Origin of the sequence: Corynebacterium sp. HMSC075F02 (assembly GCF_001838335.1) — a bacterium.
In the GTDB taxonomy this organism is placed as follows: Bacteria; Actinomycetota; Actinomycetes; order Mycobacteriales; family Mycobacteriaceae; genus Corynebacterium; species Corynebacterium jeikeium_D.
The window spans coordinates 126602-151356 of sequence record NZ_KV836306.1; the positions used below are offsets into that span (position 1 = coordinate 126602).

At 59.4% G+C, this 24755-nt stretch carries 20 protein-coding genes; 8 read left to right on the forward strand and 12 right to left on the reverse strand.

Annotated elements, in window-relative coordinates:
* The 7 genes from HMPREF2920_RS01675 to HMPREF2920_RS01705 all read right to left on the reverse strand — a co-directional run bounded on the left by HMPREF2920_RS01675 (position 1) and on the right by HMPREF2920_RS01705 (position 10163).
* Positions 1-1170 carry an acyl-CoA dehydrogenase family protein gene (locus tag HMPREF2920_RS01675; protein WP_070429811.1) on the reverse strand — a complete coding sequence of 390 codons (1170 nt, stop codon included), beginning with the start codon at positions 1168-1170 and terminating at the stop codon, positions 1-3.
* Between the two features lie 79 nt (positions 1171-1249).
* Complete coding sequence (locus HMPREF2920_RS01680) at positions 1250-3343, reverse strand: acetyl-CoA carboxylase biotin carboxylase subunit (protein WP_069359441.1); 2094 nt, start codon at positions 3341-3343, stop codon at positions 1250-1252.
* A 54-nt stretch (positions 3344-3397) separates the two neighbouring features.
* Positions 3398-4978: a carboxyl transferase domain-containing protein gene (locus HMPREF2920_RS01685; RefSeq protein WP_049172754.1), complete on the reverse strand. Its 1581-nt coding sequence runs from the start codon at positions 4976-4978 to the stop codon at positions 3398-3400.
* A gap of 307 nt (positions 4979-5285) precedes the next feature.
* Positions 5286-5879 (reverse strand): TetR/AcrR family transcriptional regulator, encoded by a 594-nt coding sequence (locus HMPREF2920_RS01690; protein ID WP_016422168.1) that lies wholly within the window; start codon positions 5877-5879, stop codon positions 5286-5288.
* Positions 5880-6078: 199 nt separating this feature from the next.
* Positions 6079-7626, reverse strand: a complete 1548-nt coding sequence (purH, locus tag HMPREF2920_RS01695; protein WP_016422167.1) for a bifunctional phosphoribosylaminoimidazolecarboxamide formyltransferase/IMP cyclohydrolase — start codon at positions 7624-7626, stop codon at positions 6079-6081.
* Positions 7623-8276 (reverse strand): phosphoribosylglycinamide formyltransferase, encoded by a 654-nt coding sequence (gene purN, locus HMPREF2920_RS01700; RefSeq protein ID WP_016422166.1) that lies wholly within the window; start codon positions 8274-8276, stop codon positions 7623-7625. The genes purH and purN overlap by 4 nt, the downstream gene beginning before the upstream one ends.
* Before the next feature lie 57 nt (positions 8277-8333).
* Positions 8334-10163, reverse strand: a complete 1830-nt coding sequence (locus HMPREF2920_RS01705) for a cell division protein PerM (protein ID WP_016422165.1) — start codon at positions 10161-10163, stop codon at positions 8334-8336.
* Positions 10164-10699: 536 nt separating this feature from the next.
* Here HMPREF2920_RS01705 and HMPREF2920_RS01710 point away from each other — a divergent pair.
* Positions 10700-11407, forward strand: a complete 708-nt coding sequence (locus HMPREF2920_RS01710; protein WP_016422164.1) for a M23 family metallopeptidase — start codon at positions 10700-10702, stop codon at positions 11405-11407.
* A gap of 152 nt (positions 11408-11559) precedes the next feature.
* Entirely contained in the window at positions 11560-12051 is a 492-nt protein-coding gene (locus tag HMPREF2920_RS01715; protein WP_038627827.1) for a hotdog fold domain-containing protein, read from the forward strand.
* Positions 12052-12118: 67 nt separating this feature from the next.
* Here HMPREF2920_RS01715 and HMPREF2920_RS01720 read toward each other — a convergent pair whose 3' ends face one another.
* Complete coding sequence (locus HMPREF2920_RS01720; protein ID WP_016422162.1) at positions 12119-14818, reverse strand: UvrD-helicase domain-containing protein; 2700 nt, start codon at positions 14816-14818, stop codon at positions 12119-12121.
* Between the two features lie 65 nt (positions 14819-14883).
* Here HMPREF2920_RS01720 and HMPREF2920_RS01725 point away from each other — a divergent pair, with 65 nt between their 5' ends.
* The gene (locus tag HMPREF2920_RS01725) at positions 14884-15258 is read left to right on the forward strand and encodes a chorismate mutase (RefSeq protein WP_049171980.1); all 375 of its coding nucleotides are present in this window, start codon (positions 14884-14886) and stop codon (positions 15256-15258) included.
* Positions 15259-15280: 22 nt separating this feature from the next.
* Here HMPREF2920_RS01725 and HMPREF2920_RS01730 read toward each other — a convergent pair whose 3' ends face one another.
* Positions 15281-16762, reverse strand: a complete 1482-nt coding sequence (locus HMPREF2920_RS01730) for an NAD-dependent succinate-semialdehyde dehydrogenase (RefSeq protein ID WP_070549731.1) — start codon at positions 16760-16762, stop codon at positions 15281-15283.
* Positions 16763-16965: 203 nt separating this feature from the next.
* Between HMPREF2920_RS01730 and pgi the strand changes: the two genes are divergently transcribed.
* Positions 16966-18603, forward strand: coding sequence for a glucose-6-phosphate isomerase (gene pgi, locus HMPREF2920_RS01735; RefSeq protein WP_070549730.1), 1638 nt, complete (start codon positions 16966-16968; stop codon positions 18601-18603).
* A 92-nt stretch (positions 18604-18695) separates the two neighbouring features.
* Here the strand turns inward: pgi and HMPREF2920_RS01740 are convergent, their stop codons facing one another.
* Positions 18696-19109 carry a YccF domain-containing protein gene (locus HMPREF2920_RS01740; protein ID WP_049171975.1) on the reverse strand — a complete coding sequence of 138 codons (414 nt, stop codon included), beginning with the start codon at positions 19107-19109 and terminating at the stop codon, positions 18696-18698.
* Between the two features lie 171 nt (positions 19110-19280).
* Between HMPREF2920_RS01740 and HMPREF2920_RS01745 the strand changes: the two genes are divergently transcribed.
* The 4 genes from HMPREF2920_RS01745 to HMPREF2920_RS01760 all read left to right on the forward strand — a co-directional run bounded on the left by HMPREF2920_RS01745 (position 19281) and on the right by HMPREF2920_RS01760 (position 21861).
* Positions 19281-20036 carry a 3'(2'),5'-bisphosphate nucleotidase CysQ gene (locus HMPREF2920_RS01745; RefSeq protein WP_038627816.1) on the forward strand — a complete coding sequence of 252 codons (756 nt, stop codon included), beginning with the start codon at positions 19281-19283 and terminating at the stop codon, positions 20034-20036.
* Positions 20037-20052: 16 nt separating this feature from the next.
* Complete coding sequence (locus tag HMPREF2920_RS01750) at positions 20053-20889, forward strand: thymidylate synthase (RefSeq protein ID WP_070545720.1); 837 nt, start codon at positions 20053-20055, stop codon at positions 20887-20889.
* Positions 20890-20912: 23 nt separating this feature from the next.
* A complete protein-coding gene (locus tag HMPREF2920_RS01755) occupies positions 20913-21443 on the forward strand; it encodes a dihydrofolate reductase (RefSeq protein ID WP_070545717.1) in 531 nt (176 codons plus the stop codon).
* A 139-nt stretch (positions 21444-21582) separates the two neighbouring features.
* A complete protein-coding gene (locus HMPREF2920_RS01760) occupies positions 21583-21861 on the forward strand; it encodes a mycoredoxin (protein ID WP_038627805.1) in 279 nt (92 codons plus the stop codon).
* 122 nt (positions 21862-21983) lie between these two features.
* On the opposite strand, the gene HMPREF2920_RS01765 is transcribed toward HMPREF2920_RS01760, so the two are convergent.
* Both HMPREF2920_RS01765 and HMPREF2920_RS01770 read right to left on the reverse strand, forming a co-directional pair.
* Complete coding sequence (locus HMPREF2920_RS01765) at positions 21984-23393, reverse strand: NAD(P)H-quinone dehydrogenase (RefSeq protein ID WP_038627803.1); 1410 nt, start codon at positions 23391-23393, stop codon at positions 21984-21986.
* Between the two features lie 75 nt (positions 23394-23468).
* Complete coding sequence (locus tag HMPREF2920_RS01770; protein WP_070549729.1) at positions 23469-24695, reverse strand: M20 family metallopeptidase; 1227 nt, start codon at positions 24693-24695, stop codon at positions 23469-23471.
* Positions 24696-24755: the final 60 nt, after the last annotated feature.

Below are 24755 nucleotides of genomic sequence, written 5' to 3' on the forward strand. Positions count from 1 at the left end.
TTACAGCCCCAATCCGCGCGCGATCAGCATGAGCTGCACTTCTGTGGTGCCCTCGCCGATCTCCAGGATCTTGGAGTCGCGGTAGTGGCGTGCCACGCGGTACTCGTTCATGAACCCGTAGCCGCCGAAAATCTGCGTCGCGTCGCGCGCGTTGTCCATCGCAGCCTCCGAGGCAATCATCTTGGCGATGTACGCTTCACGACGGAACTCTGCGCCCGCGGCCATCTTTGCGGCTGCGTCGTACCACGCCATCCGTGCGGCATGCGCACGCGCTTCCATACGGGCAATCTTGAAGGAAACAGCCTGGTATTCACCAATCGCACGGCCCATGGAGTGGCGCTCCTTGGCGTGGCGGACCGACTCATCAACACAACCCTGCGCAGCACCGGTGGCAAGCGCTGCGATTGCGACACGCCCCTCGGCCAAGATGGACAGGAAGTTAGCGAAGCCGCGACCACGGGTGCCCAGCAGGTTCTCCTGCGGGACGCGAACATCGGTGAAGGTCAGTGGGTGGGTGTCGGAGGCATTCCAACCGACCTTGTCGTAAGCCGGTTCCGCGACAAAGCCCTCCGTGCCACTCGGCACGATGATGGTAGAAATCTCCTTCTTGCCATCTTCCTTCTGGCCGGTGACTGCGGTGACAGTAACCAGCGAAGTAATATCCGTGCCGGAGTTGGTGATGAACTGCTTGGCGCCGTTGATGACGAAATCATCGCCGTCTTCACGGGCTGTGGTGCGGGTGGCGCCGGCGTCGGAACCTGCATCCGGCTCGGTGAGACCAAAGCCAGCGAGCTTCTTACCAGCAGTCAGCTCGGGCAGGTAGGTCTCCTTCTGCTTGTCATTGCCGAAGTGGAAGATTGGCATGGCGCCCAAACCAACGCCGGCTTCCAGGGTGATAGCGACCGACTGATCGACTTTAGCCAGCTCCTCCAGGGCGATACCGAAGGACAGGTAGTCACCGCCCATGCCACCGACTTCCTCGGGGAATGGCAGACCGAACAGGCCCATTTCGCCCATCTGCGAGACAACCTCGTACGGGAAAGTGTGGTTGCGGTCGTGCTCGGCGGAAACCGGGTCGACAACTTCGTTGGCAAATTCGCGAACTACTTTCTGCAGTTCCACGTATTCGTCGTCGAGGATGGCGGTTGCAATCTTGGTGCTTTCGGACATGATGAGTGCTCCTTAAAAGATTTTGTAGGTGTGGGACTTGATTGGCGTTAGACCTGGTTGGTGCGTTTCGTGTGGGTTTTTATTCCTCGGCTTCGGCCACAGTGATGACCGCCAGTTGCTGGTCACCGGTGACCTGATCGCCCGGCGCGACGGTGAAGCTAACCTCACCTGCAATTTCGGCAGTGAGAGTGTGCTCCATCTTCATGGCCTCCATGACCAACAGAGCCTCACCAGCTTCGACGCGGGCTCCCTCCTCCACCGCCAACGCGATAATCGCGCCGGGCATCGGAGCTTGGATGACGCCAGAGCCGCCTGCATCGGCTTCGGCACCGGTGGTGACTACCTCGGTGCGGGGCAATACCCAGGTGCCGTGGGCACCGGCGACGACGTACTCTTCGTGGTTCGCCGACCCCGCATTGTCGATGGTCTCGACCAGGAAGTGCTGTGCGACTCCGTCGCGGACGATGCGCAGATGTTCCCCGTCGCGAAAGACCGAAACTTTGTAATTTCGCGGTTCTGGAACGTCGATATCTTCGTTCTCCGCTTCGGCCGACAGACCTGCGACTACGTCACCGACAACGACGTCAGCACTCGCCGGGGTGCCCACAATCGAGATCAGACGCGAGTCCTCCCCTGCCCCAAAGCGAATGCGCTGCGCGGCAGGCGCACTGGCACGCCAGCCATCCGGGGTCAGCCACGGTGAGTCGGTGGCTTGTTCAAAGCGGGAAGTCAGCCAGTCCATCGCAGCGGCGAGGTAGACATCGTCCGGTGTTTCGGAGGTGGCGAAGCCTTCCGCCACGCGGTCGAGCAGACCGGTATCAAGATCGCCGGCGCGAACCTCGGGGACGTTCAGCAGGTAGCGACAAAAGTCGATATTGACTCCGACACCTGCGACAACGGTGTCTCCGAGCGCTCGGTCCAACCGCTCGAGCGCCTGCTCACGGTTTTCCCCATGGGAGATGATCTTCATCAACATCGGGTCATAGAGAGATGAGACCTCGGAACCGTCGACAATGCCGGAATCCACCCGGATTCCCGCCCCGCTCGGCTCGACGACACGTGTGACCGTGCCACCGGTGGGCAGGAATCCCGCCGCCGGGTCTTCGGCATACACGCGAGCTTCAATCGAGTGACCGGTGAGAGTTACATCTTCCTGAGCAACCGGCAGTGGGCGTCCCGAGGCAATGTCAACCTGCAGCGCCACCAGATCCAGGCCGGTGACCTGCTCAGTCACGGGGTGCTCAACCTGCAGGCGCGTATTCATCTCCATGAAGAAGAACGACGACGGGTCCTTCGCCGGCACAATGAACTCCACCGTGCCCGCGCCGACGTAGCCGACCGAGCGGGCCGCGTCACAGGCCGCTTCACCAATTGCGCTGCGCGTTTCCTCATCCAGCAGAGGGCTCGGTGCTTCCTCGATGACCTTCTGATGGCGTCGCTGCAGCGAGCACTCACGCTCGCCCAAGTGGATTACATTGCCGTGTTTATCTGCGAGAATCTGCACCTCGATATGCCGCGGGGTGTCGACGAAGTGCTCGATGAACAGGGAGTCATCGCCGAAGGCACCCGCCGCTTCACGACGGGCCGTCGCGAGCGCAGCCGGCAGGTCAGCAGCGTTTTCCACGCGGTGCATCCCCTTGCCGCCACCGCCTGCCGACGGCTTAATCAGTACCGGAAAGCCAATCGATGGGGCTGCCTCAATGAGGTCCTCGTCGCTAAGCCCGGGGCGAGACAGACCCGGCACGGTGGGAACATCGCGGGCTTCGACGGCAGCGCGGGCGGAGATTTTGTCACCCATGGTGTTGATGGCACTGGCCGGTGGGCCAATGAATTCAATACCTGCTTCCTCACAGGCGGTCGCGAAGTCTGCGTTTTCAGACAGAAAGCCGTAACCGGGGTGGATTCCGTCTGCGTCGCAGCGGCGAGCGGCATCGATAATCTTGTCGATAACCAGGTAGGACTCACGTGCCGGAGATGGGCCAATGTGGATGGCCATATCCGCCATGCGGACGTGAGGGGCGTCGGCATCGGCATCCGAGTAGACCGCGACGGAGCGAATTCCGTTGTCACGAAGGGTTCGAATAATGCGGCAGGCAATCTCCCCGCGGTTTGCGACCAATACGGTACTCAGGCTGCCGCCAGCTGCGTGGGGCTGCGTGTTGTGCGCTGTCATGTGCCCTGTGTTTCCTTTCCAGAAAATGCGGTGTCGAGAGTTTTTAGCTGGTTACTACATGCGGAAGACGCCGAAGCCCTGTTCATCCAGGGGCGCGCCACTTGCCACATCGAGGGCCATGCCAAGAATTCGGCGGGTATCTGCGGGATCGATGACACCGTCATCCCACAGGCGAGCCGATGAGTAATAGCAGTGCGACTGGCGCTCAAACTGCTCGCGGATCGGAGCTTCAAACTCCTCCTGCTCTTCCTGCGACCAGCTCTCACCTGAGCGTTCAATCTGGTTGCGACGAACCGTCGACAGCGTCATCGCCGCCTGTGGACCGCCCATGACGGAAATGCGAGCATTCGGCCACATCCAGAGGAAGCGCGGCGAATATGCGCGACCGCACATGGAGTAGTTGCCGGCGCCGAAGGCACCACCGATGACTACGGTGAACTTGGGCACGCGGGTGGTAGCCACGGCGTTGACCATCTTGGCGCCGTGCTTTGCGATACCGCCGGCCTCGTATTCGCGACCAACCATGAAGCCCGTGGTGTTCTGCAGGAATACCAGTGGGATGCCGCGCTGATCACACAGCTCGATGAAGTGCGCGCCCTTCTGCGCAGATTCCGCGAAGAGAATGCCGTTGTTGGCGATAATGCCGACGCGGTGGCCGTGGATGCGGGCGAAAGCAGTGACCAGGGTCGTACCAAATTCGGCCTTAAACTCCTGGTATTGACCTCCATCCACAATAATTTCAATAACCTCGTGAACGTCGTAAGGCACTTTGGCATCGACGGGGACGACATCGTAAAGATCGGTCTGGTTGCGAGTCGGCGAGACGGTGGATTCTGTGTCCCACGGAACTTCCGGGTCCTTGGGGAGCGTTGCGACGATATCGCGGACACGACGCAGTGCGTCGGCATCGTTAACCGCGAGGTGGTCAGTAACGCCGGAGGTCTTGGAGTGCAGTTCGCCGCCACCGAGTTCCTCTGGTGTGACATCTTCACCAGTTGCAGCCTTAACCAGTGGCGGGCCTGCCAGGAAGATGGTGCCCTGGTTTTTCACAATGACCGCTTCATCGCTCATCGCCGGCACATAGGCGCCACCGGCGGTACAGGATCCCATCACGGCGGCAATCTGCGGAATCCCGCGAGCGGAAAGGTTGGCCTGGTTGTAGAAAATGCGACCGAAATGATCGCGATCAGGGAAAACTTCATCCTGGTTGAGAAGCATGGCCCCGCCGGAGTCGACCAGGTAAATGCACGGCAAGTGGTTAAGGCTGGCAATCTCCTGTGCGCGCAGGTGCTTCTTGACAGTCAACGGGTAGTACGTTCCGCCGGAAACGGTTGCGTCATTGGCTACAACCAGGCAGCGACGACCTTCGATGATGCCAATGCCGGCGATGACGCCAGCAGCCGGAACCTTGCCGCCATACATTTCGTGGGCCGCTAGCGGTGCGACCTCAAGGAAAGGGCTGCCGGGGTCAAGCAGTTGGTTGATGCGCTGACGTGGCAGCAGCTTACCGCGGGAAATATGGCGAGCACGGGCACGTTCGGAACCACCGCGTGCTGTTGTGCTAAGCAGCTCTTTGAGCTCTGCGACGAGCTCTTCGTGGCGCTGTCGGTTGGTCAATGCTGGAGCGTGAGTCATGGGCGAAATACTTTCCGTTAATGACTATTAACTTTCTTGACGAAAAGATTAATGTGACCCCAGTCACCTCACAACAAATTTTGTTTCTTAGACCACACTTTCACCCCCGGAAGTCTTTTATGCAGCTTGAAATACACACCTCTCCCCGAGGTCGCAACATGTTTCCAATAGAGATTTATGTTTCCCCTAGAAATCTGTTTCGGGGGTGAATTCAACTGAATGTGAGCGCCCTGCACCGCACAACAAAGCCGCCTGACCTCACACTGCTGAGCACAGTGAGGCCAGACGGCAGAAGAATGAATACGGATTATTGGTTGTTAATGCCCAGCGCAGCGAGGGCCATCTCAAAGGCATTTTCCCTTGTCGCCTCGGGGCCCGCCCATTTGAGCACATGCCTGGAAGAGTTAATCAACCCAGCGGTGAGCTGGACTTTAAGCTGCGCCTCGTCGGAGGTGAGTTCGGGCTGTAGTTCACGCAGAGCGTCCACCCATAAGACCATGTAAAGACGCTGCAAGGAACGCACTTTTGCGCTCTGCTCTGGCGCCAGATTTCCCCCTTCGCGCTCTTGGACACGAATGCGATCGGGCTCCGTGACTGCAAAATGCACGTGATGCGCAAGGAGGCCCCGAAGAGTCTCCTCTGGCTCCCAATCATTGCTCTTTGCTCGATCGAGAACTGCTCGCGCACCATCGACAAGTCGGATAGAAATATCGATGAGGATCTGCGCCAACAGCTCTTCCTTGCCGCTGAAGTAACGGTAAAGAGCTGGGCCAGAAATGCCGACAGCGGAGCCAACATCCTCCAACCGAGTCTGATGAAACCCTCGGTCGGCCAGGATCGCAGCAGCAGCGGAGAGAATCTCTGCTTCTCGACGCCGTCGCGCTTCGGTTCTACGTGACATAAGCCCTTATGTTAAACGCATTGGAGCCATTTCGTCTGCATAATTATCACCAGCGCCTGCCCTCAGCGTGTGTTCACATAGACCACGGCTCGACAACAGACACACATCCTCGCCCACAGGTCCCCACACGTCCGGGTAGAGAAAAACCGCCGAGGTGACAGTTAGCACCGCGGCGGTTAGCCCCTAATCCAGTAAGGAATTAGTGGAAGAAGTGACGAGTACCTGTCATGTACATGGTGACGCCAGCTTCCTTGGCAGCAGCTATGACCTCTTCGTCACGGATGGAACCACCTGGCTGGACAACTGCCTTCACACCGGCATCAATCAGGACCTGCAGACCGTCAGCGAACGGGAAGAAGGCATCGGACGCAGCGTAGGCCCCCTGAGTACGGTTTTCTCCGTCGGCAAGCGTATTTGCGCGCTCAACGGCGAGCTTTGCGGAGTCCACGCGGTTGACCTGGCCCATGCCGACGCCGACGGTGGCGTTGTTCTTGGACAGCAGGATGGCGTTGGACTTCACAGCGCGGACGGAGCGCCATGCAAACTCGAGCTCAGCCAGCTCTTCAGCATTCAATGCCTCGCCGGTGGCCAGCTCCCAGTTCTCCGGCTTATCACCCTCTGCCTGGTAAGTATCCGGATCCTGGGTGAGCAGACCACCCGAGATAAACTTGTTCTCGGTGGTCGGTGCTTCGTACTCGGCGACGAGAATACGCAGATTCTTCTTGGCCTTCAGCACCTCAACGGCACCGTCTTCGTAGGACGGAGCGACGATGACCTCGGTGAAGATGTCCTTGACCTGTTCGGCCATCTCAACGGAGACCTCGCGGTTGACGGCAATGACACCGCCGAATGCGGACATCGGGTCACATGCGTGAGCTGCGCGGTGAGCTGCGGCGATGGACTCATCCGAGACTGCGATGCCGCACGGGTTAGCGTGCTTGATGATTGCCACACACGGGCGCTCGTGATCCCAGGCGGCACGCCATGCGGCGTCGGCATCCTGGTAGTTGTTGTACGACATCTCCTTGCCGTTCAGCTGCTTGGCGTTTGCCAGCCCCTTGGTACCAATGCGGGTCAGAGTTGCCGACTGGTGAGAGTTCTCGCCGTAGCGCAGCGGAGTCGGAGTGGATCCCTCAGCGCCACCGAGCTGCTCAACAAACCAGTTGGACACAGCTGCGTCGTAATCAGCGGTGTGCAGGAATGCGTCGCGAGCGAACTCACGGCGCTGCTCGAGGGTGAAGCCGCCTTCCTTCACGGCGGTAGCGACATCGCCGTAACGAGCCGGGTCGACGACGATGGCAACCGACGGGTGGTTCTTCGCCGCAGCGCGAACCATCGACGGGCCTCCAATGTCGATCTGCTCCACGCATTCGTCGTAGGAAGCGCCCGAGGCAACGGTCTCCCGGAACGGGTACAGGTTAACGACAACGAGCTGGAAAGCCTCCACACCGAGCTCCTTCAGCTGAGCCAGGTGGTCTTCCTTGCGGGTATCAGCCAGAATGCCGGCGTGAACACGCGGGTGCAGCGTCTTCACGCGGCCCTCGAGGCACTCCGGGAAACCAGTGAGATCCTCAACCGGGGTCACAGGCACGCCAGCTGCAGCAATCTTGCCAGCCGTGGAACCGGTGGAAACGATTTCCACGCCAGCCTCGTGCAGGTCGCGAGCCAGCTCCTCGAGCCCAGTCTTGTCGTAGACGCTAATCAGAGCGCGCTTGATCGGTTTACGCTGCGTGTTGTCGTTGGTCATTTCAGATAAGCCTTTCGTCCGTCACGCTCAATTCCGTGATCGGCAATCGAGTGCAATACATCAACCAGGAGTCGGCGTTCGACAACCTTGATTCGTTCGTGCAGGGTCTCCACCGTGTCGTCGTCCTCGACGGCCACTGGCTGTTGCGCCAGAATCGGCCCGGTGTCCACTCCATTATCAACGATATGCACGGTCGTGCCGGTGACCTTCACCCCGTAGTCAAGTGCATCCGGTACCGCACGCGCCCCTGGGAAGGACGGCAGCAGCGCTGGGTGCGTATTAATGATGCGATTGCTGTAGGCCTCCACAAATGATGGCCCCAGAATGCGCATGAAACCCGCCGAGACAACGATATCCGGCGAAAAACTGTTCACGGCCTCTAAAACACGAATATCCCAACCTTCTCGGTCCTTCTTTGCCTCAGCATCGAAAGGCACCCGAAAAGTTGGGATATTGAGGTTTTGAGCCCTCTCCAGCGCCGGACAATCCTTGTCCGAACCAACCGCGACAATCTGAACCTTTTCAGCGTCCAGCAGTTCCAGCATCGACTGCAAAAGGGAGCCCAGGCCAGAGGCCAGGACTACGATGCGGAGCTGCTTGCTGGAGGAATTATTGTGCGAAATTTCTGCGACGGGCTGTGCTTCAGTCACGGCGTTTAGCTTACCCAGCCCGGCAGAGACCCCAAATTCCGCTCCCCCTAAGTTGGCTTAGCTCTTTTGGCTTGACGACGGTTCCCCGTCGCCGCCTTCCTCCGAGTCTTCGGTGTCCTCATCGGATTCGTCCTCGTCGGTCGCATCTACTTCGCCCGATGCTTCTCCGCCTGCGGCGCTTTCTGAATCCTCTTCAGAGTCGTCCGATTCCTCAGCGTCTTCTGAAGTGTCTTCAGACTCAGCACCGGACTCTGATTCCTCCTCTGTGTCGGACTCGGCTTCGTCTTCGGAGGTCGCTTCATCTTCGGAGGTCGCTACGACTTCCCCGTCGACAATCTCCTCCGACTCCTCCGAACCGCTCCCGTCATTGTCGGACTTATCGGCGTCGCCGGCATCCTCAGCCTCAGCATGACCGTTTCCATCTCCCGCAGGCTTCGGCGGGAACTTCTCGGCGGCCACTTCCGAGACTCCCTTGTCCCTACCAAGTGACGGCACACCGGTCATCGCAACAACCACGATGGCCCCCGGAACAACCAGCCACATCGAGCCGAGCAGTCCAGTCAGCCACCAGGAGGCACCGGCCCACCCAAAGATGCCAACCTCACCGCCGAGCAGCCAAGCCAGCCCCATGAGGAAGATGATCGACCACACGGCAGCGAGAACGACGACCAGGTAGGGCTGCTTCGGTGCAGATTTCTTCAGGAATGCCACGACGCGCCAAGCCGCAACGGCTGGCGGTAGCACAATCAGCACTCCGAAAGCCCAGTGCACCAGCGACTGAGGCATGGCAGCCAAAATCGGCAGCGGTGGCAGCTGAGCCGGGTGCACTGCGAACAGCCCAGCCTCCGCTGGCCCAAACGTCGATTTTCCGCCCACCAGCACACCGACAGCACCGAAGGCCACATTTGGCAGGTACAGCAGCGAGAGGCCGCTGACCGCAACACTTTCACCGACGGTATCCGTGATTGCAAATGTCTCTGCCAGCAACTCTCGATGCCAAATCAGCGAAACGAGTGTCACCACAACACCGGCCAGCCACAGCCATGCCACGTAGCTGCCCGCCAGACGGGCCGACCCGAGCAACCACTCCGGCAGCTTCCGGCGCAGCAGTAGTGCACGCAGCAACCGCTGCCCCATTCCCAGCACCAAGGCCACGAGATTTACAAGCAGCGCGGCTGCAATCGCAAGGCCGAAACTAGGGGTCTGAACGCGGGGAAACACCTTCGACGCGTCGTAAAGCATGAGCCACGCGATGATGGTGAGAACAATGGGCGTGCCCAGATACGCGCCGACCAACGCGCGGACATCCTTGATGCTGATGCGGTCAGCGACTTCGCGGCGTACACGCCAGGCGATGAACAACACCATCAGCACCGCGGGCAGTGCTGGTGTGAGCCCCAGCGTCGTGCCGTTAAAACGGAACGGCGCGAGGTTAAAGATCATCCACATCGACGCGATACTCGCTGGAAGCGGAGACATTCCAGCGCCACTGACGATGACGCCAATCAGAGCTACCGAGATGATGAACAGCAATACGACGCCGTAAGAACCGGCAACAGACAGCCCAAACCGGCGTGTACGAGGCGAGTTAATGAAACGACGGAACCCCGAGGGACGCCCCTTGCGTGACGACGTTCCGGAGCCCCCCGCTTTCATCTTCGTCGTGGCGGCTCGATTGCTGTCGGCACCGACGCTGCGCGCACCGCCAGTCTGACCGGCCTGCGTATTCTGCCATGCGCGGGCAGTGCGCTCGCTGCGGACGCTACGGGAACCCCCGCCGCTGCCACCGGCACCGGTGCGGCTTCGCCGATTTCGATCGCTACCGGAGGAACCTCTCCGCGAATCCGCGCCTTTCACAGTGACATCGTCCTTCCCGCGTCTAATCATTGACAGCTGATTGCCCACCTATATAGATAGGGTGCCACGCAAGGGTGCGTCACAGCCATGGCCATATAGTGCCATACATACAACGCCTCTTTGTTTAGGCATTGCAGAGTCTAATTTGAAGGTACGGATCCCAGGACGGACGGTATCCGTTGAGTCCGATCTCCTTTTGCCCCCTCCCCCCCCCCAAAGTGGCTTCACCTTTGGTTTCCATTTGTCAACGCCGATGGGTTACTTTTTGCCACCCCCGCGACCACACCCTTAGTTCACCCGGAAACTACTTGCCGATCCCCCTACCCAGCCCCTCGATTAAGGGGCATCCGCCATAAATCCCCTGGCAACACACCGGTTGCGCTTCACCGGATCCGTGATACAAGACAACAGCCCCACGGCCACAGCACGGCCCTATTGAACTGAAACTGACGAATCAGCGAACAAGTTCTCTAAAAACAAGTTGCTTGCCCTATATCGAACCGTTATTATCGCAGAAGTTAGATAACAGTTGGGTTACAAAGAGTTTCGTTGGCAGGGAGATTGAAGTGACGTTTTTCAATGCTCGTCGCGGAGGCGGAAAGCACCGCAAGGTAGAGGTTTCCGCAACTTCTCGCGCAGCACTGGTCGCACTGTCCGCATCGACGATCGCTTCCTCCAACGCGGTCGCCCACGCAGCTGAGACCGAGAATAAGGCTCCGGAGAACTCAGCTTCGACTCAGACCCGCGCTGCTCAGCCGAAGAACAACGCTCCGATGGTGCTGGCCTCCAGCTCCTTCAATCCGAGCACTAACCTCAGCGACCACCTCGCTACGGCGTTGCAGTACAACCAGGAGCGCGTTGCTCGCGACCAGGCTGCCCGCGCTCCGAAACTCTCCATCCCGACCGTGGGGCTGCTGACCTCACCGTTCGGCTCACGCTGGGGAACCTTCCACTACGGTGTCGACCTGGCTAACGTCACCAACACCCCAATCATGTCCGTCATGGACGGCACTGTTATCGATGCAGGCCCGGCTCAGGGCTACGGCCAGTGGATTCGCGTTCGCCATGACGACGGCTCTGTTTCCGTCTACGGCCACATCGAGTCCATCTACGTTGCTGTCGGAGAAGCTGTCCGAGCTGGTCAGGTCATCGCCGGTATGGGCAACCGCGGCTTCTCCACCGGTACGCACCTCCACTTCGAGATCCACCCGGATGGCACCACTCCGGTCGACCCGGTGACCTGGTTCATCCAGCGTGGTCTGAACCTGAACTAATCAGGTATCGGCACAGGTACGAGCAAGCCTGGCCGCTCTGCGAAGGCCCTACCTGTGCACCGGCCCCTGTTTGACCGCGGCTGCAAGCCTCCCCTGATTAAATTTTTCAGAAACCGGCATCGCCGCCGGTACTGGGGCTTTACTCTTGACACATGGCAGAGACTCAAACATTCCGCATGTGGAAGAAGTTGGCTGCGACTCCAGTCGTCGGCAAGCGTCTATTTTCCTTAACCGCCGCATTGACGGCGCCATATTTCCGCACAATCTGTCCCAAGCTAGAGACGATGCAGCCTGGACTGGCGGTAGCGCGCATGCCCGCTTGGTGGGGCGTGCGTAATCACATTAAGTCCGTGCATGCGATTGCTGCGTGTAACCTCGCTGAATTCGCGATGGGCATGCTCTGTGAGGCCAGCGTACCGACAACGCATCGCTGGGTTCCAAAGGGCATGACGACGAACTACAAGCGCATCTCCGTTGGTGGCCTGACGGCTGTGGCCAAGGCTGAGTTGCCGGACTTCTCCACCATCACACCGGAGACTGGTGGGGTAGATTTTCCCGTCCACATCGTGCTGACCGATGCCAACGGCACCGAAGTACAAGATGCCACCATCAACTGCTGGGTGACAGCGAAGAAGCCTAAGTAGCCTCCACGCGATAGTGGCACGTGCACGGCCGCGGGTAGGGACGGCCAGTCGGGCGGTGGTTGTTCTTTTACAACTTCTCCATGGGCACGCCGCCGATAAGCATCATGCGGACCTTACCTGCGGATCCAAAGTCAATCATCGCAGTTGCCCGGGGCGCGGCCCCTTGGACCTCAAGCACAGTGCCTAAGCCGTACTTGTCGTGAACAACCTTGTCACCGGGCTCTAGGTGCAAGACCTGATTCTTCTTTCGGGATGACGCACCAGAGTTAGAGGATCCACCAGAGCCGAAGCCCGAGCTGGAACCGAAGCCCGACGAGGCACCATGGCCACGACCAAACGCGCTGCCCGCGCCGTAGCCACCAGAACCAAAACCACCAGAACCGGCGCCCCAGCTGCGAGCCGGAGCCTCGCGCAGCCAATCGATCAGGTCGCTTGGGACTTCCCCCAGGAAACGTGAAGGCGGATTATTCTGCGGCGAACCCCACGAGGACCGAGTCACAGCGCGCGTGAGATACAGCTGCTTGCGAGCTCGGGTAATACCCACATAGGCCAGACGTCGCTCTTCAGCCAGCTCCTTCGGATCGCCCAGGGCGCGCAGGTGCGGGAACAGTCCGTCTTCCCAGCCAATGAGAAATACCACCGGAAACTCCAGGCCCTTAGCCGTATGTAGCGTCATCAACGTCACTACACCGGTGTCATCATCCGGAATCTGATCCGCATCGGCCACCAGAGAAACTCGCTCGAGGAATGCCTGCAGACTTCCCGGTTCCGCTTCCCCATCGTTGTCGAAGTCGGCCGCGAAATCACGCGCGAGGTCATTCGCGATTCCAGATTCCACCTCGGACTCGCCACTAGTATCAGCACCGCTTTCAGCATCAGCTGCAGCGCCAGAGCCTTCATTTACATCAGCGCTAATATCCACCGACGACATCATCCGCGCCTCTGCAGAGAACTCCCGCGCAACGCTGACGAGCTCATTGAGGTTGTCCAGGCGCGTGGCATCTTGCGGATCATTGGAGCGCTCGAGCTCCGACTTGTACCCACTGCGATCAATAATCGCGTTGACCAAATCACCGATATCGGCCAGTTCACCGGATGCCATATCCGCCGCCAAGCCATCAATCATCTCGACGAACGCCGCCATCGCGTTTCGACTCCGCGCCGCCACCGCCGGAACCTTACCCTCCGCTACGGCACGTAGCGCCGTGCCGAACGAGCACCTCTCGTCCTCGGCATAGAGCGACACATGAGCCACCGCACGGTCACCGATTCCGCGGCGCGGCGTATTGATAATGCGACGCAGCGAAACATCATCGTCGAAGTTCTCAATAACGCGCAGGTAGGCGACAATATCGCGTACTTCCTTACGCTCATAGAACCTGGTGCCACCAACCACCGTGTACGGAACGCCCATACGAATGAAGACATCCTCTAGCGCACGGGAGGAATTATTGGTGCGGTAGAAAATCGCCACATCTGAATACGAGTACGGCCCGTAGTCGACCAATTGCTCAATCTCGTTAGCGATAAACCGAGCCTCATCGTGCTCATTGTCCGCCACGTAGCCCTTGATCTTGCCGCCCTCACCGAGATCGGTCCACAGCTTCTTCTCCCGGCGGTTCTCATTGCGCGCAATCAACGCATTGGCCGCCGACAGAATCGTCTGCGTCGAGCGATAGTTTTGCTCCAGCAGAATCGACGTGGCCTCCGGATAGTCCTTCTCAAACTCCTCAATATTGCGAATAGTCGCACCACGGAAGGCATAAATGGACTGGTCCGAATCGCCCACCACACACAGCTCACTCGGAGGCACATCTCCACCGGGCTTGCCGACGAGCGTCGAGACCAAAACATACTGCGCATGGTTGGTGTCCTGGTATTCGTCCACCAACACATGCCGGAAACGGCGACGGTAATACTCTGCAACCTGCGGGTGATTGGTGAAAATCCGAACGACCTCACCGATTAGATCGTCAAAGTCCACGGCATTAGCCGCCCGTAGCCTGGTCTGGTACTCCAGGTAAACCCGTGCAACGACGTCATCAAAAGGATTGCGCGTCGTCGACGCGTCCGCGAGGGCCTTCTCCGGGTCAATCAACTCATTCTTGAGATTGGAGATACGCGACGAGAGCACGCGGCCGGTGAACTTCTTGGCATCTAGGTCCATGTCCTTAGCGATAATGGACAGCAAACGCCGGGAGTCGTCCGAATCATAAATAGAGAAATTGGAATTAAGCCCCGGTACTAGCGCATGCTGCATGCGCAGTATGCGCACACACATGGAGTGGAACGTGGACACCCACATACGCCGCGCCTGGTCACCGACCAGTCCCGCCACACGCTCGCGCATCTCGGCTGCGGCCTTATTGGTAAAGGTAATAGCCAAAATTTGGCTTGGCAGGACCCCACGCGCACCGATCAGGTATGCAATCCTGCGCGTCAGCACAGATGTCTTTCCTGAACCCGCTCCAGCCACAATCAACAGTGGTGAACCAATGTGCTCCACTGCTTGGCGCTGCTGCGGATTAAGCCCCTCTAGCAGCGACTCTGAATCAAAACTGGGCTCGAAGCCACCGCCAAAACCGCCGCCAAAGCTGGCAGCGTCACTCGGTGCGCTATTGCTACCAGCGCTGGCGAAGTGGCCGAACCCACCACGGCCAGGCGTAGCACCGCCCGCCTCACCGTGGTTCGAACCAGCATGGCTATCGCCACTACGTCCATCGTCAGCATTGAAGGACCCGAACAGCATTCCAGTTTCATTTCCCATGATGGCTACTACAGTAGCCGAGCCCCCGGATTGGACTGTTCGAATCCTTTGGCACAATAAGAACTATGAGCGAAAACCCTGCGGACACTCGCGCCGCACACACCGACAACACCGACGGCGCCGAGCACAGCCAGCAGGCGGCGGCAGTATCCCCTTTTGAAGTCCGCACCCCCACCGGTACCGATGACCCGTTGAGCTCCGCGGAGATCGAACAGTACCGCAAGGAAATCAACCGCCTTGACGGGCTGATTATCGATGCCATTCAACGCCGCACCGCAATCAGTAAGGCCGTCGGCAAAACCCGCCTGGGATCTGGCGGCACGCGTCTCGTGCACGGCCGAGAGGTGCAGATCATCAACGAGTTCCGCGACGCACTTGGCCCAGAGGGCCCGGCAATCGCGTCGGCGCTGCTGCGCATGGGACGCGGTCGCCTGGGCTAACCCTCGCCAGCTACCTGTCCTGCTAGCCTTCCAGGGAAATCAGCTTTTCCTCTAGGAACTCATTGATACCGGTGAAGCCGCCCTCACGGCCAAGACCGGACTGCTTGACACCACCGAACGGCGCCGACGGGTCCGACAGCGAGCCCTTATTGACCGCAACCATGCCGGACTCCAATGCCTCTGCCGCACCAAGTGCCTTGGTCAGGTTCTCACTGAACACATACGCCGCCAGACCAAAGATCGTGTCATTTGCCTGCTCAATCGCGTGCTCATCGTCCGTGAAGGTTGTCACTGCAACCACCGGACCGAAAATCTCTTCGCGGACAATATCCGCATCCTCGGGCACATCGGTCAGAACTGTGGGCTCGAAGAAGTAGCCGTCGGAAAGCGCGCCGCCGAGATCTGGGATCTTGCCGCCGCACTCTACTTTCGCACCGCGCTTGACCGCATCGTCAACCAGATCACGAACCTTTTCCTGTTGATCACGCAGCGCGAGTGGCCCAAGGTCCGTCGCCGGATCGGTACCCTCGCCCAACTTCAGCTCCGCAAAACGCTTGACGACGCCCTCGACGAACGCATCCTTCTTGGCTTCATGAACAATAAAGCGATTCGGGGCGATGCACACCTGGCCGCCATTGCGGAGCTTGGCGTCACTGACTGCCTGCACAGCCTTTTCGACATCGCCATCAGAGAGAATGACAAACGGAGCATTTCCGCCGAGTTCAAGGGAGACTTTCATCGAGGTCTCCGCGGCCTTCGCAGCGAGCATCTGGCCAACTTCGGTGGAACCGGTGAAGGTGAACTTGCGCAGGCGGTCATCGGAAAGCAGGGCCGAAACGTTGGCTGAGTGTCCTGTTGGCAGCACGGAGATCACGCCTGCGGGGACACCGGCCTCGATAAGCAGTTTGCCCAGGTAGAGCATGGTCAGCGGAGTTTTGGACGCGGGCTTAATAATGACCGGGCAGCCGGCGGCGAGTGCCGGGGCGATCTTGCGGGCCCCCATAGCCAGCGGGAAATTCCACGGCGTAATAGCCAAAACCGGGCCGACCGGCTGCTTAATCACCGCGACGCGCGAGGTTCCGCTCGGAGAAATTCGGTAATCGCCGGAGATACGCACAGCCTCCTCAGCGAACCAACGGAAAAACTCGCCACCGTAGCCGACCTCGGCCTTGGAATCCGGCAGCGCACGGCCCATCTCCAGGGACTGCAGCTGGGCCAACTTATCTGCATCCCGACGGATGAGTTCAAATGCGCGGTAAAGAATCTCGCTGCGCTTGCGGGGCGGGGTTGCCTTCCACTCCTTCTGGGCGGCGACGGCGTCGTCAAGCGCCCGCTTCGCGTCCTCTTCAGTGGCAGAAGCGACCTTGACCAGCGGATTATCTGTGGCGGGATTAATTACGTCGAAGGTCTCGCCATTCGACGCAGGACGGAACTCACCGCCGAGGAGAAGACCCGTGGGGACGTCTTTGAGGATGTTGTCGTAATCGGGAGTGAAATCAGTCATATTTTCCAGGGTAGGTGCCTTTGCTGAAGCGGGCTAGGGGCTCGTAGGTGGCGGATGGGGCGACGCATGAGCACTGCGGACTCGAGTTGCTGGCAGATTGTGGTCACGCCTGGTCGAATCCAGCCGCCCGGCGAGAGCGCCAAAACGCAACTAGTCTGGGGATGTATAAAGTGCATTTCGTCAAAAATTACCTGGGAGCAGGAATGACTGTAGATATCACTGGAACCGAGCAGTGGGCTCAGCTGGCTAAGCGCGTGGACAACGTCCGCGGCACCTCGCTGCGTGAGCTCTTCGCAACTGAAGAAGGCCGCGCTGAGAAGCTGACTTTCGATGCTGGCACTCTCCACGTTGACCTCTCCAAGAACTTGATGTGCCTCGACGGTTTTGCCGAGCTGGTTGAGCTCGCTCGTGCAGCTGGAATCGAAGAAGCACGCGAGAAGATGTTCCGCGGTGACAAGATCAACACCACTGAAAACCGCTCCGTGCTGCACACAGCGCTGCGCCTGCCAGCAGAGGAAAATCTGACCGTCGGCGACCAGGATGTCGCTGCCGACGTGCATGAGGTGCTCGGCCGCATGCGCGATTTCGCTCGCAGCCTCCGCAGTGGAGACTGGCTGGGATACACGGGTCACACTATTAAGACTGTGGTCAACATCGGCATCGGTGGCTCCGACTTGGGCCCGGCAATGGTGACCAAGGCGCTGCGCACCTACGCCACTGCCGGCATTGATGCCCGCTTTGTCTCTAATGTTGACCCATCTGACCTGCAGGCGGTTCTGGATGAGGTCGATCCGGAGTCCACGCTGTTTATTGTCGCTTCCAAGACCTTCACCACGCAGGAGACGCTCTCCAACGCTCACGCAGCTCGCCGCTGGCTTATCCAGCAACTGGGTAGCGAAGAAGCCGTCGCCAAGCACTTCGTTGCCGTTTCCACGAATGCCGAAAAGGTCGCCGAATTCGGCATCGACACTGAGAACATGTTTGGCTTCTGGGACTGGGTCGGCGGCCGCTACTCCGTCGACTCCGCCATCGGCCTGTCCATCATGGCAGTCGTTGGCCCGATGGACTTCATGCGCTTCCTGCAGGGCTTCCGAGCAATGGATGAGCACTTCCTCAACGCTCCGCTGGAGCAGAACGTGCCGGTACTGATGGGCATGCTGAATGTCTGGTACTCAAACTTCCTCGACGCTCAGTCGCATGCCGTGCTGCCCTACTCTGAAGATCTCTCTCGCTTCCCGGCGTACCTTCAGCAGCTCACCATGGAATCGAACGGTAAGTCCGTGCGTACCGACGGCAAGAGGGTGGACTACAACACCGGAGAAATCTTCTGGGGTGAGCCGGGAACGAACGGCCAGCACGCTTTCTTCCAGCTCCTTCACCAGGGAACTCGCCTAGTTCCGGCTGACTTCATCGGCTTTGCCCGTCCACGCCAGGATCTGCCGACGGCTTCCGGCGAAGGTTCTATGCACGACCTACTGATGAGTAACTTCTTCGCACAGACCAAGGTGCTGGCCTTCGGTAAGACCGCAGAAGAAATTCGCGCAGAGGGCGTTGCCGAGGAACTCGTAGAGCACAAGGTCATGCCAGGTAACCGTCCGACCACGACCATCATGGCCGAGGAACTGACCCCGGACGCTGTCGGTGCGCTGATTGCACTCTACGAGCACATCACCTTCGTCGAGGGCATTGTTTGGGGCCTGAACTCCTTCGACCAGTGGGGCGTCGAGCTGGGCAAGCAGCAGGCTGGCGACCTACTGCCTGCTGTTACCGGTGAAGTTGCACCGGATTCGGGCGATGCCTCCACCGATGCGCTGCTGACCTGGTACCGCGACAAGCGCTAACGTCTTCTGGCCAACTGGCCTAGATAACTAACAGTCCGCCCTCGGCTTGAACTGATTCTCGCTGCGGGCGGGCTGTTGTTATTTGTATCCCTCTAAATCTTCACCGCGTAGCCGTCCACACGGTAGCCCTTCACAATGTCCTTGCCGAATGGGAAGCAGGTCACCGGAATCATCTTGACGTTGGCCACCGCCAGTGGAATTCCAACGATGGTGACAGCCTGCGCCGCCGCAGTCATGATGTGACCGATGGCCAGCCACAGACCGGCGATGAGGAACCAGATTACATTCATCACACCGGCACTAACGGCACCGACCGCGCCCCGTCCGGAACGCTCCACCACGGAGCGTCCGAACGGCCACAGTGCATAAGAAGCCATGCGGAACGAGGCCACACCAGCGGGAATTGTGACAATCAAAATACAGGCAAGAACGCCGAAGAAAATGTAGCCCAAAGCAAGCCACAGGCCACCGAACAACAGCCAAATGATATTCAGCAAGGTCTTCATGCCACTTAAGTCTAGTCAGGATGCGTAGTCGGCATCTGGAGTTAGCGCAGCTCACCTAACGCCTGCGCAAAGTGAGGCATTAAGCCCATGGAGCCACTCGGATGCGGTGAGGATGGGGCGCGGCATCCCGTCGCAAAGCGGGGTTGGGAAAAAGCTAATAGTATCTAAGTCATGTCTGCCTACATTGAAGATGATGTTCTTGCCTATCGACTTGCCGTGGGCGCCAGTGAAATTCTCAAGGGTGTCCGCAACGTAGGCCTGCTGCGTGGCCGCATTCTGGGAGATGCCGGCGACGCACTGGCACAGGAGTGGATTGCCCGCGTACTGGAGCAGCACCGTCCGGACGACGGACTGCTGTCGGAGGAAGCCGCGGATAACCGTGAGCGCCTGGACTCAAAGCGGGTGTGGATTATTGACCCACTCGATGGCACGCGTGAGTTCGCTTCGGGCCGCCAGGACTGGGCAGTTCATGTCGCTCTGGTAGAGGACGGTCAGCCGACCCACGCTGCTGTTGGTCTGCCGGATCACGGCCAGGTTTTCCACACGGGTGAGGCCAAGGCTGTCCAGGGGCCGCGTGCGGGCAAGATTGTCGTATCGCGTACTCGCCCACCGGCTGTGGCAAAGTACGTCGCTGACAAGCTGGGCATGGAGCTGGTAGAGATGGGCTCCGCTGGTGCGAAGGCAATGCACGTACTGCTCGGTGACTACGACGCCTACATCCACGACGGTGGTCAGTACGAGTGGGATTCGGCAGCGCCGGTTGGTGTCGCTAAGTCCGCCGGTTTGCATGTCAGCCGCCTAGACGGCTCCGCGCCGACCTACAATAATGTCGATACTTTCCTGCCGGATATGCTGTTCTGCCGACCGGACCTGTCGGAGGAGATTCTGGCAGCGGTGAAGGAATTCAAGAATCAAGAGCAGAAGTAGGTAAGCTAGGGCGGCTATGACCGACTCCACTGACATCACAACACAGGCTCATCAGGGCATTCAGACTCCGTACGAGGATTTGCTGCGCGAAATTCTCGCTGACGGAGCAGCTAAATCAGACCGCACTGGCACGGGCACTCGCTCAGTGTTCGGCCGCCAGCTGCGCTTTGATCTGAACGAGGGCTTCCCACTGATCACCACTAAGAAGGTGCACCTGAAGTCCATCGTGTACGAGCTGCTGTGGTTCCTCCGCGGCGATTCGAACGTCCGGTGGCTCCAGGACCGCGGAGTGACTATTTGGGATGAGTGGGCAGACAACAACGGCGACCTCGGCCCGGTCTATGGCGTGCAGTGGCGCTCCTGGCCCACTCCGGATGGGCACCACATCGACCAGATTGCACAGGCGCTGGAGACTTTGAAGTCCAACCCGGATAGCCGCCGCAACATCGTCAGCGCATGGAATGTCTCCGAGATTTCCAATATGGCGCTGCCGCCATGCCATCTGCTGTTCCAGTTCTACGTCGCAGATGGCAAGCTCAGCTGCCAGCTCTACCAGCGCAGCGCGGACATGTTCCTGGGCGTGCCATTTAACATCGCTTCCTATGCACTGTTGACGCACATGATGGCGCAGCAGGCGGGCTTGGACGTTGGTGAGTTCATCTGGACCGGTGGTGATTGCCACATCTACGACAACCACATTGAACAGTGCGAACTGCAGGTCTCCCGTGAGCCACGCCCCTACCCCACGCTGAAGCTTCGGAAGGCCGACAGCATTTTCGACTACGCTTACGAGGACATCGAGGTCATCGGCTACGACCCGCATCCTCTGATTCGCGGTCAGGTGGCTGTCTAAGTCAGCGAAAGGTGAGTGTCGACATGAACGAGTCCACCGCTTCCACCAGCGCAAAGCCCCCGTTTGTAGGGATGATTTGGGCGCAGTCTCGGGCCGGCATTATCGGCGACGGCGCGACTATGCCCTGGCATCTGCCTGAAGATCTTCAGCATTTCAAAACAACGACGATGGGCGCACCAGTCATCATGGGGCGTCGCACGTGGGACTCGCTGAATCCCAAGTTCCGTCCACTCCCGGGTCGTCGAAACATCGTCCTTTCGCGCTCCGTGTCCGATTTCCCCGGCGCTGAATCCGCAGCCAGCCTCGAAGCGGCACTCGCAGCCGTCGCCGACGAGCCCGCAGCATGGATTATCGGGGGCGGACGTGTCTATCGCGATGCACTTTCGCTTGCCGACGAATGCGTGGTCACCGACATTGATACTGATGTCAATGTCCCGGTACCGGTCATGGCTCCCGACCTCTACGACTGGGTTCGTGTCGAGGATGGCCCGTGGCAGACGTCAACGACCGGCCTACGCTACCGCTTCTGCACGTGGCGGCGTCTAGAGGATTAGCTTCCTTTAAAAGCCTCGGAAGGAAAGCCTCCGAAGAGCATCTGGGAAGGGTGCCGAGCAAGGCTCTGAGGTGGGGCTACTGCCCGGCGGACGTATTGCGCAATGGAATATCGGCCTTGGTCCGCGCGTTGGACTAAGTATGACTGATGTGAAGACTCCACAGACCACCGAACACGTGACCATTTACGCTGCGGCCTGGTGCCCTTTCTGCCAGAACCTCATTGCTGGCCTGAAGGAAAACGGCACTCCGTTTGAGGCTTGGGACGTCGAAAAGCACGACGACCTTTCGAAGTGGGTTGAGTCCGTCAATGACGGCAACCGCGTTGTGCCGACTGTGCTGTACTCCGATGGCGAGCACGCCACGAATCCGTCTGTGGAGGAAGTCACCGCTAAGTACGCTGAACTCTCCAGCAAGTAAGCGCAGCATAAGCGCATCGGTACGTTCTTATTGCACAGCCAAAAAGCCGAGCCCCACTTTCGGGGCTCGGCTTGTTTTAATTACGAGTGCGGCCGGTCATGTTGCCAGTCGCGATACCAGCATTAGTCCAGATCGTCGTGTGCCATCAGCTGACGAGCAGCCTCAGTAATCGAGCCAGACAGCGACGGGTAGACAGAGAAGGAGCTTGCCAGGTCATCGACGGTGAGCTGGTTGGAGACACACACAGCAATTGGCAGAATCAGCTCCGAGGCGGTCGGAGCGACCACCACACCACCGATAATCATGCCGGAATTCTTACGGCAGAACAGCTTGACGAAGCCGTGGCGCAGCGAGCGCATCTTCGCACGCGGGTTACCTGCCAGCGGGAAAACCTCAACACGAGCGGAGACCTCACCGGACTCAATCTGAGCCTGGGAGACACCAACAGTCGCAATCTCCGGGCGGGTGAACACTGCCGAGGAAACGGTGCGCAGGCGAATTGGCGAAACACCTTCACCGAGGGCGTGGTACATCGCAATACGACCTTGCATAGCTGCAACGGAAGCCAGCGGGAACAAGTCGGTGCAGTCACCGGCAGCGTAGATACCCGGCACGTTGGTGCGGGAAACACGGTCAACGTGAATGTGGCCAGACGGGGTCATTTTCACACCACTTGCGTCCAGACCCATATCCGCAGTGTTCGGAATCGATCCGACGGTCATCAACGCGTGGGAGCCGAAGACCTCACGGCCGTCGGAAGTGACGACGCGAACGCCGCCGTCCTCAGTGCGTTCGACAAGATCACAGCGGGCGTTCTTCACAACGTCCACACCGCGCTCCAGCAGGACCTCCTCCAGGGCATCTGCAGCGTCAGCATCCTCGTGCGGCAGGATACGGTCACGCGAAGCGACCATGGTGACCTTCACACCCAACTCGGTGAACGAGGATACGAACTCAGCACCGGTAACACCAGAACCGACCACAATGAGGTGCTCCGGCAGCTCCTCCAGTTCGTAAACCTGACGCCAGGTCAAAATACGGTCACCATCAGGAATTGCACCCGGCAGAATACGTGGGGACGCACCGGTGCAGACCAGCACCAGGTCGGCTTCAAGAGTGACCTCGCCGCCCTCGAGCAAGTCGACGGTGACGTAGTGAGTTACACGGCCCGGGTCGTGGTCATCGAGACGACCGCGGCCCTGCAGCATTTTGATGCCCTCGCGCTCCATCTGTGCGCGAACATCGTCAGACTGCTGCTGCGCCAGGCGCTTAACGCGCTCGTTGACCGCAGTGAAGTCGATTTTACGCTGGGAGAAGTCCGGGCGAAGACCCATCTCGTCCGCACGGCGCATATCGGTACGAACGCCCGTCGCCGCGATGAAGGCCTTAGAGGGAACGCAATCCCACAGGACGGAAGAACCGCCCATACCGGCATCCTCAACCACAGTGACTTCAGCACCGTACTTGGCGCCAACCAGCGCTGCTTCGTAGCCGGCTGGGCCGCCGCCAATGATTACGATCCTCTGTGCCACAAATCCTCCAAAGTTGCCGTGGATATCACAATGTAACTACCGCGGGAGGCGTTTTCCCCGCTTTGCCCCAATAGTCTAACGGACAGTCATGGTTGACTGCGCGCCATCCTCATAGCGTGCGACGATGCCAGCGAAGAGTTTCACACCAACGCCCAGGCAACGCTCGTCCACGATTAGATCATCTCGGTGCAAATCGTGCTTGTCTCCACGACCGGACCAGCAGCCCAGACGAGCCATCGCACCCGGGACGTGCTCGAGATACCAACCGAAGTCCTCGCCGCCGGACGACTGTGGGGCCTGAATGACAGCATTCTCGTCCACTCGTCGCACCGCTTCCGCAATCAGGGCGGTGCAGTATTCGTCGTTAAGCACAGGCGGCACGCCACGCTCGTAGTTGATGGTGCAATCGGCGCCGGTCGGAGCGAGGACCTGTTCAATCAGTTCGCGCACCAGTGGATCGATGTCGCGCCAGGTCTTGATGTCCGCGGTGCGCAGGGTGCCACTGACGCTGCCTTCCGACGGAATCGCGTTGTGCGCGTACCCGGAGTGAACGGAGCCGAACGTCAGCACGGTGCCTGTACGAGGATCGACGCGTCGCGACAGCAAGCCCGGCAAATCTACAATCAATTTACCCAGTGCATAGACAACATCGGCTGTCATCTGCGGACGGGAGGTATGCCCGCCCGGGCCATGCACCTGAATCTCCAGCGTGTCGGCCGCAGAGGTGATGGCACCTGTTCGAACGCCGACGTGACCTACGCGCAGCTTCGGCTCACAATGGACGGCAAAAATACGCTCAACGCCATTGAGCGCACCGGCAGCGATAACCTCGGGTGCACCGCCAACCATGACCTCCTCGGCGGGTTGGAAAATGAAACGCAGCGGCGTCGGCAACGTGTGCTTTTCGTGGTACTCAGCCATAGCCAGTGCCGTCGCGAGCGTGATCGCGGTGTGGAAATCATGCCCGCAGGCATGCATGACGCCGTCATTGGTGCTGGCAAACTCCAGCCCCGTGCTCTCTGTAATTGGAAGCGCGTCGATATCACCGCGGAAAGCGAGACGTCCCGGGAGTTCACCTCCGGCTTCGCTACCGGCGAGTTCGTCTTCACCAATGTCGACCATCAGGCCGGTGTTGGGAAACAGCACTGGTTTCAGCCCTGCAGCACGCAGCTTCTCCTCCACAAAAGCCGTGGTGGCGTGCTCCATGTGAGATAGCTCTGGGTGCGCATGAAGATGCCGCCGCCACTCGAGAATCTCGTTCGCGTGCTCGGCCCACCAGTGCTTAATAAACTCCTCAATCACAACTCTCCAGTGTAAGCGCTCCATCGACAGGCCGTAACAAGAGGCCTACCGACGACTGCG

Coding starts and splice junctions, on each gene's coding strand:
- HMPREF2920_RS01675 (WP_070429811.1), bottom strand. CDS start 1,170: ATGTCCGAAAGCACCAAGATTGCAACCGCCATCCTCGACGACGAATAC.
- HMPREF2920_RS01680 (WP_069359441.1), bottom strand. CDS start 3,343: ATGACAGCGCACAACACGCAGCCCCACGCAGCTGGCGGCAGCCTGAGT.
- HMPREF2920_RS01685 (WP_049172754.1), bottom strand. CDS start 4,978: ATGACTCACGCTCCAGCATTGACCAACCGACAGCGCCACGAAGAGCTC.
- HMPREF2920_RS01690 (WP_016422168.1), bottom strand. CDS start 5,879: ATGTCACGTAGAACCGAAGCGCGACGGCGTCGAGAAGCAGAGATTCTC.
- purH (WP_016422167.1), bottom strand. CDS start 7,626: ATGACCAACGACAACACGCAGCGTAAACCGATCAAGCGCGCTCTGATT.
- HMPREF2920_RS01705 (WP_016422165.1), bottom strand. CDS start 10,163: ATGATTAGACGCGGGAAGGACGATGTCACTGTGAAAGGCGCGGATTCG.
- HMPREF2920_RS01715 (WP_038627827.1), top strand. CDS start 11,560: ATGGCAGAGACTCAAACATTCCGCATGTGGAAGAAGTTGGCTGCGACT.
- HMPREF2920_RS01720 (WP_016422162.1), bottom strand. CDS start 14,818: ATGGGAAATGAAACTGGAATGCTGTTCGGGTCCTTCAATGCTGACGAT.
- HMPREF2920_RS01725 (WP_049171980.1), top strand. CDS start 14,884: ATGAGCGAAAACCCTGCGGACACTCGCGCCGCACACACCGACAACACC.
- HMPREF2920_RS01730 (WP_070549731.1), bottom strand. CDS start 16,762: ATGACTGATTTCACTCCCGATTACGACAACATCCTCAAAGACGTCCCC.
- pgi (WP_070549730.1), top strand. CDS start 16,966: ATGACTGTAGATATCACTGGAACCGAGCAGTGGGCTCAGCTGGCTAAG.
- HMPREF2920_RS01740 (WP_049171975.1), bottom strand. CDS start 19,109: ATGAAGACCTTGCTGAATATCATTTGGCTGTTGTTCGGTGGCCTGTGG.
- HMPREF2920_RS01745 (WP_038627816.1), top strand. CDS start 19,281: ATGTCTGCCTACATTGAAGATGATGTTCTTGCCTATCGACTTGCCGTG.
- HMPREF2920_RS01750 (WP_070545720.1), top strand. CDS start 20,053: ATGACCGACTCCACTGACATCACAACACAGGCTCATCAGGGCATTCAG.
- HMPREF2920_RS01755 (WP_070545717.1), top strand. CDS start 20,913: ATGAACGAGTCCACCGCTTCCACCAGCGCAAAGCCCCCGTTTGTAGGG.
- HMPREF2920_RS01760 (WP_038627805.1), top strand. CDS start 21,583: ATGACTGATGTGAAGACTCCACAGACCACCGAACACGTGACCATTTAC.